At 38.1% G+C, this 10,791-nt stretch carries 11 protein-coding genes and 1 pseudogene; all 12 read left to right on the forward strand.

Annotated elements, in window-relative coordinates:
- Nucleotides 1–389 precede the first annotated feature (389 nt).
- Nucleotides 390–1,643, forward strand: coding sequence for an ATP-binding protein (locus EAI83_RS16425; protein WP_117606939.1), 1,254 nt, complete (start codon nt 390–392; stop codon nt 1,641–1,643).
- A 476-nt stretch (nt 1,644–2,119) separates the two neighbouring features.
- Nucleotides 2,120–2,296, forward strand: coding sequence for a helix-turn-helix domain-containing protein (locus EAI83_RS16430; RefSeq protein ID WP_003864535.1), 177 nt, complete (start codon nt 2,120–2,122; stop codon nt 2,294–2,296).
- Between the two features lie 119 nt (nt 2,297–2,415).
- Nucleotides 2,416–3,405: a helix-turn-helix domain-containing protein gene (locus EAI83_RS16435; protein ID WP_129976196.1), complete on the forward strand. Its 990-nt coding sequence runs from the start codon at nt 2,416–2,418 to the stop codon at nt 3,403–3,405.
- A 1-nt stretch (nt 3,406) separates the two neighbouring features.
- Nucleotides 3,407–4,798: a tyrosine-type recombinase/integrase gene (locus tag EAI83_RS16440; RefSeq protein ID WP_192926498.1), complete on the forward strand. Its 1,392-nt coding sequence runs from the start codon at nt 3,407–3,409 to the stop codon at nt 4,796–4,798.
- Nucleotides 4,799–4,959: 161 nt separating this feature from the next.
- Nucleotides 4,960–5,175: a hypothetical protein gene (locus tag EAI83_RS16445; RefSeq protein ID WP_226977413.1), complete on the forward strand. Its 216-nt coding sequence runs from the start codon at nt 4,960–4,962 to the stop codon at nt 5,173–5,175.
- Between the two features lie 689 nt (nt 5,176–5,864).
- Nucleotides 5,865–6,290, forward strand: coding sequence for a GNAT family N-acetyltransferase (locus tag EAI83_RS16450; protein ID WP_129976200.1), 426 nt, complete (start codon nt 5,865–5,867; stop codon nt 6,288–6,290).
- A gap of 27 nt (nt 6,291–6,317) precedes the next feature.
- Nucleotides 6,318–7,196 (forward strand): LysR family transcriptional regulator, encoded by an 879-nt coding sequence (locus EAI83_RS16455; protein ID WP_021650153.1) that lies wholly within the window; start codon nt 6,318–6,320, stop codon nt 7,194–7,196.
- 126 nt (nt 7,197–7,322) lie between these two features.
- The gene (locus EAI83_RS16460; protein WP_005426704.1) at nt 7,323–7,793 is read left to right on the forward strand and encodes a flavodoxin; all 471 of its coding nucleotides are present in this window, start codon (nt 7,323–7,325) and stop codon (nt 7,791–7,793) included.
- Nucleotides 7,794–7,821: 28 nt separating this feature from the next.
- The gene (locus tag EAI83_RS16465; protein ID WP_015526521.1) at nt 7,822–8,589 is read left to right on the forward strand and encodes a carboxymuconolactone decarboxylase family protein; all 768 of its coding nucleotides are present in this window, start codon (nt 7,822–7,824) and stop codon (nt 8,587–8,589) included.
- Nucleotides 8,590–8,599: 10 nt separating this feature from the next.
- The gene (locus EAI83_RS16470) at nt 8,600–9,604 is read left to right on the forward strand and encodes an aldo/keto reductase (protein ID WP_015526520.1); all 1,005 of its coding nucleotides are present in this window, start codon (nt 8,600–8,602) and stop codon (nt 9,602–9,604) included.
- Nucleotides 9,605–9,625: 21 nt separating this feature from the next.
- Nucleotides 9,626–9,817 carry a hypothetical protein gene (locus tag EAI83_RS16475; protein ID WP_015526519.1) on the forward strand — a complete coding sequence of 64 codons (192 nt, stop codon included), beginning with the start codon at nt 9,626–9,628 and terminating at the stop codon, nt 9,815–9,817.
- Nucleotides 9,818–10,268: 451 nt separating this feature from the next.
- Nucleotides 10,269–10,673, forward strand: a pseudogene (locus EAI83_RS16480) (phospholipase D-like domain-containing protein); the annotation flags it as partial.
- Nucleotides 10,674–10,791 lie beyond the last annotated feature (118 nt).

Consider the following 10,791-nt stretch of genomic DNA (forward strand, 5'->3'; position numbering starts at 1 on the left):
TATTGTCACTTCCTTTTCTTTTTGCAGATAGTATAACAGGCAAATGTCCGAGAATTGTTACAAGGACAAATATATTTTTCATTTTACAGCTTTTTTCTGTGTACTGCAATTTTATAAAAGAAAGGACAGCAGTGTCAAATTGCTGTCCTTAACGAACATATTTAATGAAACATCGGAACCATCTTCTTTTTGTTGTCTACCTATAATAACGATTGGAGTAATCGATTATAGACACTGCAATCAAAAAAATCTGAAAATATATTTATCAACATTACATAAAAATGTGTAGATGCACATAAAATGGGAATACATATTGAAATTCAGGTCGTTCTGTGATAGAATCTCATTACTAAAAAGTGTGTAGGTGCACGGAAATGGGGAGTGTAACGATGGAGATTAAAAGAGACGCTTACCTACAGCAGCTGATCGAGCGAAAAGATAATGGAATGATAAAGGTGATTACCGGCATTCGTAGATGTGGCAAATCCTTTTTGCTGTTTACCATCTTTAAGAGATACTTACTGGAGAACGGCGTTGATGTTGATCATATTATTGAAATTGCATTGGATGGTATTGAGAACGAGGAATTAAGAGATCCCAAGGTATGCTTCAAGTACATCAAGGATGCCATGAAAGACGACGGGAAGTATTATCTCCTTTTGGATGAAGTGCAGTTCATGCCACGATTTGAGGAAGTGCTGAACAGCCTGCTCCGCATGAGCAATATTGATGTGTATGTCACCGGAAGTAATTCCAAGTTCCTGTCCAGCGACATTGTGACCGAATTCCGCGGCAGAGGTGATGAGATTAGAATCTACCCTCTCTCCTTTGCAGAGTTTTATTCTGTCTATGACGGCGATTATGATGATGCCTGGGATGACTACATGATCTACGGAGGATTGCCGCAGATCGTAAGTTTCCAGAGCGAACAACAGAAAGCGGACTATCTGAAGAACATCTTTGCAAATGTCTATCTGAAGGATGTTATTGAAAGAAATAAGATTCAGAACGTGGATGAGATTGGGATTCTGGTTGATGTGCTTGCATCTGCAATCGGCGCACCGACCAACCCTTCGAAGATTGCCAATACCTTTGCCAGTGAGCGCCAGATGACTTATGCTAATAAAACCATCTCCAAGCATATCGACCATTTGACAGATGCCTTTTTGATTTCCAAGGCAAGCCGATACGATATTAAAGGCAGAAAGTATATCGGTGCAAATCTGAAATACTACTTTACTGATCTGGGACTGAGAAATGCACGTCTGAATTTCAGACAGCAGGAGCCTACTCATATCATGGAGAACATTGTTTATAACGAGCTGCTGATCCGTGGCTACAATGTTGATGTGGGTGTCGTGGATATCTTCGATAAGGATAAAGAGGGCAAACGTGTTCGCAAGCAGTTGGAGGTTGACTTTGTGGTGAATCAAGGAAACCAGAGATACTATATCCAGGTTGCATATGACATGACTTCGGAAGAAAAACAGACGCAGGAGTTCAATTCTCTGCGTAATATTCCGGACTCTTTCAAGAAGATTGTCATTGTAAATGGCAGCAAAAAGCCTTGGAGAAATGATGAAGGTTTTGTCATCATGGGAATGAAGTATTTCTTGCTGAATGCGAATAGTCTGGAATTTTAAGTCGATTTGAGTTGTTGCTGTGGTGTTGTTCTATTTCAAAAAAGAGTGAAATGATATAAATAAGGCCACGGCTGATTTCATGTTGGAACAGCCGTGGCTCAGTTTATTTTTTTATCCGTATAAACGAGACTGTTCCGCAGATTATGTAGAACAGACAGAATACGATTCCGATAGTGAGAACATACGAGAATAAAGATGAACTTAAGAACGAGATAAACAAAAGTTTGTTGAATTAAAAATGAAATAAAGTTCCAGTAATCATAGAGTGTATGGATTCAATTCCATATGCTCTTTTTCTTTACTGAAAAATTTAATGTTACGAGTTTCTTACGAGTGGTATTAAAAAACTCGCAAGAAGACTCGTAGGAAAAAAAGTAAAAAAATTTGCTTTTGACCACTGTAAAACATGCTCTGAGCGTTTCGTTATATGAAGGGATAATTTTTCTTTCATATTTCAAAGAAAAGAGGATAAAGAAATGTCAGAGAAAAGATGTTATACAGTTCAAGAGTTACAGGAAATCTTAGGAGTCAGCAGACCTACTATTTATAACCTTTTGAAGAAAAAGGAATTCCGGTGGATCCAGTTGGATGGCGGAAAGTATCGCATCTCCAAGAAGAGTTTCGATGACTGGCTTGATAACTTGGAACAGTAAAAAACAGGGTGTTGATCAGACAGATTTTGTCTACATCGACATCCTAAATTTTTATCTGGATTTGAGATATGATATAAGAAAAAACACTAACACTAAAAAAGACAGGAAGTGAAGAATAAATGGCAACAGCAATTATGAAACAAAAAGGAATTCCGGAAATTGACGATGTGGAAGAAATCATTTCGAAGATTTCAGAAGAAAGTCCTTACAAACGGCGTCCAACACAAAAGAGAACCTGGATGACCGTGCCGGAAATGGGAAAGCTGCTGGGATTAAAAAAGACAGATCGATACTGGCTGGTACATAAAAATGTTTTTGAATCTAAAGAGATTGCCGGAAAGATACGAATCAATATTGCCAGCTTTGAAAAATGGTACGCCAATCAGATTAAATATCATAAAGTTACTGGAGAAGAGCCAGGGAAAGAATTGAAATCCTGGTCCTATTCTGTTAAGGAAGTCGCGGATTTGTTGGGCGTTGATGATTATCTTGTTTATGATTTACTCAAGAAAAATCAAATGGAAGCTGTTATTGTCGATTACTGGAAACGAATACCAAAAGAATCTTTTCAGAACTGGTATAAAAGCCAGTCCCGGTATCGAACAAAGGAAGACAGAGAAAAAGACGCTCTTCTGGAAGATGCAACAATTACAATGCCTGAGATGGCACAGCTACTTGGAACAACCAGAAGCGCAGTATATACAATTCTTGATAATCCGAAGTATAGTCATTTTTTTGAATTCATTGTGATTGCAGAAAAGAAAAGGATCACAAAAGAGAGTTTTCAAAAATTCCTGGAAGGTCAGGATCGGTATAAGCTGGATCCATCGAATGATTATGAAGAACTTGCACAGGAACAAAATATTGCCCTGGCCAATTTCCGGCGGAAGAAATTATCACAGACCGGAATACGAGGAAGCAATGGAAATATAAAGTATCTTACTTTTGATGAAGCTTCCTATCTGGCAAAGGTCAGCAGAAGCATGATCAACAAGTGGGCGGATAAAGGAAAGTTCACAGTAATAAAAGTTGGCAGTCGAGTTAGGATCCTTCGGGATGAATTTGAGGACTGGATGGAACAAAGAGATTTGGAAAGGAGCATGCAATAATATGGCATCAATAAGAGAACGAAACGGAAAATTCAATGTAATCTTTTCTTATACGAATGAAAAAGGCGAGAGAAAACAGAAATGGGAAACCTATGAAACAAAAGCCGAAGCAAAGAGAAGAAAAAAAGAAATTGAATATAAAAAAGAGATGGGATCATTTGTCGTCCGTAAATGCAAAACACTGGATGAGCTTATTACAGAATATGTTGCACTTTATGGCAAAGAAAACTGGGCGCTTTCTACATATGAAGGAAATGTCTCTCTTATCAATAACTATATTCTTCCGATCATTGGTGATACGAAACTCTCAGAGATCAATACCAGATTCATCGAAAGATATTATCAGAGTCTTTTGAAGAGGCGTGCCGTTATCAATCCATTAAATAAAACCAGTCGAAATGAATTTGTATCGTCCAGTACGGTCAGGGATGTTAATAAGCTGCTCAGGAACTGTTTTGAACAGGCAGTGAAATGGGAACTGATGGAGAAGAATCCCTGTACTCATGCGACTGTACCAAAACATAAATCACAAAAAAGAGACATCTGGACAGCGGATACATTGATGTATGCGCTCAGTGTCTGTGAAGATGAACGATTAAAGCTCGCAATTAATCTATCTTTTTCATGTTCCCTGCGACTTGGTGAGCTGCTTGGTCTTACCTGGGATTGTGTAGATATTTCTCCTGAGGCAATTGAAGAAAACCGTGCATATGTCTTCATTAACAAAGAATCACAGCGTATAAGAAAAGAATCGTTGAATGCATTGGATGGAAAAGATGTGTTGTTGGTATTCCCGACAAATCATAAGAAGAATTCTACGGTCCGTATTCTGAAAACACCAAAGACAGAAAGTAGTGTACGTAAGATATTCTTACCGAAGAGCGTTGCTAATATGCTTGTAGACTGGAAAGCTGAGCAGGATGAAATGAAAGAAATCCTGGGTGACGAATATATGGACTATAACCTGGTTATGGCAAGTACCTTTGGTCTTCCTCTTGGTGATGGAGCAATCCGTGGCCCTTTAAAGAAATTGATCGAGGACTATAATCTCCCACCGGTTGTATTTCACAGTTTTCGTCATAGCAGTGTTACTTATAAGCTGAAACTGAATGGTGGAGACATCAAGGCGGTACAGGGTGATTCTGGCCATGCTCAGGTCAATATGGTTACAGATGTGTACTCTCATATTCTGGATGATGACAGAAGGAAAAATGCAGAGCTTTTTGAAGAAGCATTTTATGAGAAAAAGAATCTGGATCCACAGATGCATGTACAGCAGGAAAATAATAATACTACTGTTGCTGATGAAGTCGATCCGGAACTTCTGGCAAAAGTATTGGCGAATCCAGAGATGCGGGCATTGCTCAATTCACTGGCGAAGACGATGAAGTAATGAAAAATAGTGAAAAAATAGTGTAATTTTAGTGAAAAAACGATTCATAAAACGATATAATATATGGATGAAATGAGTATATTTATTGTGTATATGGATATTCTATCTCCATCATTTGATGATAGAATGATGGAGATAAATCTGAAATGAAGGAGATTCCTATGAGAGACTTTGATTTTATTGTAAGTCCTGCGAAGTTGTTAACACCTGAAATTGTTCAGATGGTTAGCAGCATCCATGAACATAAAGGCAAACAGGAATTATTTCTCGAAGCCAATGTAGATGAATTGAAAACACTCTTAGAAGTTGCATTGATTCAGAGTACGGGAGCATCCAACCGAATCGAAGGTATATCTACTGGTTATGTCCGTGTTTAAAAATATGAAAGCAGCTTATAAATTTGCCAGTCAAAAACGCATGGACAAACCGTCTCGTATGCGTTATATTATTTATAGACAAGAAAATATCTTGTACTTATGATAGGAAAGTTTAATTGAATACTGTTTACCATGATCGAACGTACGAAGCATGGTGGTCATATAACAGATGTCGATGGTAATATCAAGGCATTCCCCGATTATTAGCTGGAGCAAACAATCAGCTAACTTTCAGAGCTTTACAGAGCTTGACAGAGGGGGTATTCAGAATAACTCGAATTGAATCGGAAACAGTTTTATATAGTGTCCCATATGGGTTTACCTTACCTCAGATTGACAGAGAGTGACAATAGGTTGGAGCTCTCCTAAGCGAGGGGTCGGAGGTTCAAATCCTCTTATGGACGGGCTTCAAAGCGTTCGAAAATGTTAGCTGGATTAGCTGACAACGAACGCTTTTGTTATTTTCTAATCACGTTCGTGACACAAAATTCCATTCAAAAGGATCAATTTCCAGCTAACATTTTAGTTTTGCTCTGTATTTGTACCACTCTATATAACGAAACGCTCAGATGCTGTTTTGCAGTAGGGGAAAAGAAAAAATATCAAAAAATCGATGATTAATGGTAAGCTTGTGATAGAATAGATAAAAGAGAAAAGCATAAAGGATGTTGTTGTGGAGAATATTTGTTATGATTAGAAAGTTGCTGAACAGAGATATCGATAGAGTCGCTGACATATGGTTAAAGACAAATCTGAAAGCACATTATTTTATTTCCAATCAATACTGGAAAAGTAATTATGAATTAGTGAAAGAAATGCTGTCACAATCCGAAGTTTATGTGTTTGAAGCAGATAAAATGATACAAGGATTTGTAGGACTAAATGATGAATATATCGAAGGTATTTTTGTCTCTGATGAAATGCAGTCATGTGGCATAGGTAAGCTTTTATTGGATTATATTAAGGATAAAAAAGTCAGCTTACGATTAAATGTATATCAGAAGAATGCCAGAGCAATTTCTTTTTACCAAAGAGAAGGGTTCATTATTCAATGTGAAGGTTTAGATGAAGATACTGGTGAAAAAGAGTACACTATGCTATGGAAACAAAAATAGAAATCGGAAGTTGTGGGAATAAAAAATATGGAATTAAGACTATTGCGCTATTTTCTGACGGTGGCAAAAGAACAGAGCTTTACAAAAGCAGCAGAACAATTGCATATTACTCAGCCAACGCTATCCAGACAAATGGCGGCATTTGAAGAGGAGCTTGGAGTAACATTATTTATTCGAAGCGGGAAGAAAATTTCGCTTACTGAAGAGGGGATTTTATTAAAAAGGCGTGCCCTGGAGATCCTTAATCTTGAGGAAAAAACACTTGAGGAACTGAAAGGAAAAGAAGATGTTGTAGAGGGAAATATAACCATTGGATGCGGTGAATTTGCAGCGGTGGAGACATTGGCGGAGATATGTAAAACATATAAAGAAAAATACCCGCTGGTTCAGATTGTATTGCATACTGCAACAGCAGATGCAGTGTATGAGATGATGAACAAAGGACTTGTAGATATTGCATTATTCATGGAGCCGGTGGACACCGAAGGTCTGGATTATATCCGGATCACAGATTGCGATCACTGGTGTGTTGGAATGCGGCCGGATGATCCGCTGGCAGAAAAAGAGTTTATAAGAAAAGAAGATCTTATTGGAAAACCATTGATCCTGCCGGAAAGAGTAAATGTTCAAAGTGAACTTGCCAATTGGTTTGGAAAAGACTTTTCGAAACTGCAGATTGCTTTTACAAGTAATCTTGGAACGAATGCCGGAGTTATGGCAGCAAATGGACTGGGCTATCCGGTATCCATCGAAGGTGCTGCAAAGTATTGGCGGGAGGATATTCTTGTACAGCGAAGAATTTCTCCTGAAATCACAACAAGTACTGTGATTGCCTGGAGACGAAACATTCCATATTCTCTGGCGGTCAGTAAAATGATAGAAGAAATAAATGCTTTTCAGGCATAGAATGGAATTCAATATAAGCATTAGACATAATAAAAATATCAGGTATAAAATAGATGTATAAGAGAAATTCAAATCTTATACATCTATTTTTATACGAAAAATTCGCAAAGAAAGGGGATTTTTATTATGAGTAAAAATTTAGTCGCATTTTTCAGTGCAAGCGGGACAACAAAAAAAGTAGCAGAAATGATTGCAGAGGAAGCAAAAGCGGATTTATTTGAGATTGAGCCAAAAGTTCCATATACAAAGGCTGATCTTGACTGGATGAATAAAAAATCCCGCAGCAGTGTGGAAATGAGTGATAAGAAATACAGACCGGAGATTATGAAGAAAAAGATGGATATGAGTTCTTATGATGAGATCCTTCTGGGATTCCCAATCTGGTGGTATGTAGCTCCGACAATTGTCAATACATTTTTGGAAGCCTATGATTTCAGTGGCAAAAAGATTGTGCTCTTTGCAACATCCGGTGGAAGTGGATTCGGTAATACTGTAAAGGAATTACAGCCATCTGCACCGGATGCGGTTATCACAGAAGGCAGCCTGTTAAACCGTGGAACAAAACAGGAAATCAGTGAGTGGGTAAAATCTTTATAAATAACAGTGCTATGGAGGTATACAGAAAATGGGAAAAATAGTACAGACAGCAGGAAGAAATACACTTGGTGAATTCGCACCGGAATTTGCACATTTTAACGATGATGTACTTTTCGGCGAAAACTGGAATAACCAGGACATCGACGTAAAAACAAGAAGTATCATCACAGTGGTTGCTCTGATGGCTTCCGGAATTACAGATTCTTCTTTAAAATATCATCTTCAAAATGCAAAAAATCATGGTGTAACACAAAAAGAGATTGCCGCAGTAATCACACATGTCGCATTTTATGCAGGATGGCCAAAAGCATGGGCTGTTTTCAATCTTGCAAAGGAAGTGTGGGAGGCAGGTGAAGGAGATTTACCATACGAAGAGGAAGCAATGCGGGCGCATGCAAAAGAGATGGTATTTCCAATTGGTGCACCAAATGATGGCTTTGCACAGTATTTTTCTGGCAGAAGTTTTCTTGCACCGATTTCCACTTCTCAGGTTGGCATTTTCAACGTGACATTTGAACCCGGATGCAGGAATAATTGGCATATTCATCATGCAAAAAGCGGTGGCGGGCAGATCTTAGTATGTGTAGCCGGCCGAGGGTTTTATCAGGAAGAAGGCAGGGATGCGGTAGAAATGAAACCGGGTGACTGTATTAACATTCCGGTAGATGTAAAGCACTGGCATGGGGCCGCTCCGGATGAATGGTTTTCCCATCTGGCAATTGAGGTGCCGGGAGTGGATTGTTCCAATGAGTGGTGTGAGGCGGTATCGGAGAAAGAGTACGCTGGATTAAGATAAGGAGAGCACTATGGAATACGGTAAACTCGGAAATACAGATATAGAAGTGTCAAAATTATGTGTGGGCTGTATGAGTTTTGGGAAAGCTGGAACCATGCATAACTGGACGTTGGATGAAGCTGAAAGTGAGAATGTTATCAAGCATGCACTTGATTTGGGATATAACTTTTTTGATACAGCAAATGGATATTCAGCAGGAACAAGTGAGGAATATTTAGGTAAAGCATTGAAGAAAAATGTAGCGAGAAATCAGGTTGTGATTGCATCCAAGGTATATTTTAATGAAGGTCGTTTATCAAGACAGGCAATCATGAGGGAAATAGATGGAACTCTGTCACGTCTTGGAACCGACTATCTTGATTTATATATCATCCATAGATTTGACTATGATACACCAATTGAAGAAACTATGGAGGCACTGCACGATCTGGTAAAAGCAGGAAAGGTCAGGGCACTTGGTGCATCTGCCATGTATGGATATCAGTTTTATAATATGCAGTTAGCCGCAAGAGACAATGGATGGACACCATTTTCTGCGATGGAGAATCATTATAATTTGCTTTACAGAGAGGATGAGAGAGAATTGCTACCAATTTGTAAGCAAATGAAAGTTTCGTTAATGCCGTATAGCCCTCTTGCAGCCGGACATCTGGCAAGACCACAGTGGAAATCAGAGTCTCTTCGTGGAACCACGGATAGGGTTGCCATGGGAAAATATGATAAGACTGAAGCGGAAGACATGCAGATAGTTAAACGTGTAGCGGAGCTTGCCGAAAAGTATAACTGCAAAATGTCCCAGATAGCCATTGCATGGCAGTGGGCAAAGGGAATTCTATCGCCTATTATTGGGGCAACCAAAACGCAGTATCTGGATGATTCAGCCGGAGCATTTGACATTAAATTAACTGCCGAAGACCTTGCATATCTTGAAGAGCCATATGTTCCACATGAGATAGTTGGTGCAATTGATAAAAATCCGGCACAAGGTGTTATTTTGCTTGATGAAAAGAAATAATAAAGAACTAGGTGTAGCCATATGAAGAAATATTTATCAGTTATTCTGGAAATTATCCTCACAGCCTGTCTGGTTGCATGTGGTAGTTCTAACAAGGATTCCGTGAACGATGATAAACAAGAGGTAAGACTGGGAAAAATGAATATGCCAGAGCGTGAGGTTGTAGAATTGCTGAGTAACGGAGACGTAGAATTAAAAATTTCGAAAGAATGAAATTACTGTTTTTCTATACGAAGAGCTCGACAGATTTTAGATAATTGCGATCTGTGAAGGATTTGCAATTTTAGGAATGATATTTTTGATTATCAGTTGATAGTCAACTTCCAGTTGATATTTCACATATTTTAGGAAATTTAATAACTGTTATATTTAATTATCAAATTCTTCGCAAACCCTTGAAAATACTAAGTTTGTAGCAAGTGAGCTTTCCCTTACTCTTTCCCTTGTGTTATATTCTCACATTGGTTTTCATGAACCTTAATATGGGAAAAAATAAGGGAAAGAAAATTTCATAACACAGTATAACAATAACGACATGGTGAACTGATTGAAATGTTTTCGATATTTAACTCTATAACTGATTATTAAAAGAAAATGGAGATAAGATACGATGAGAACAATTTATGCAGAATACAACATAAATCACGATATGGATTCAATTCCATGGCATAAGATTCAAGATGTTCTGGAAGAGCGAGTAAAAGCAGGTGTGGAAGTTAGAGTATTCTACGATGATATGGGTTCTATAGGCTTTATTAACACAGATTTTGTGAAAAAGATGGAGGCAATAGGAATTCATTGCCGTGTATTCAATCCGTTTGTGCCAGGTTTAAATCTGTTTTTGAACAATCGTGATCATAGAAAAATAACAGTTATTGATGGAAAAGTCGGATTTACAGGTGGATATAATCTAGCAAACGAATATTTTAATTACACACACCCGTATGGACAGTGGAAAGATACAGGTATTCGTTTAGAAGGAGATGCTGTTCAGTCGCTTACGGAGACATTTTTGGAAATGTGGAATGCAGTAAGTGATAAGGATGCTAATGATTCTGATTTTAGGAAGATAAGCGGGAATCCTCGGTAATTCAATTGCCGAGATGAAAGCGTAAACTGTGCATATCTGCACATTATAAGTAAAATATATTTATTTTTTTACTAAAAAATGCTGTATCCAGCTTTAT

The organism is Blautia sp. aa_0143 (assembly GCF_004167315.1).
GTDB lineage: Bacteria > Bacillota > Clostridia > Lachnospirales > Lachnospiraceae > Blautia_A > Blautia_A fusiformis.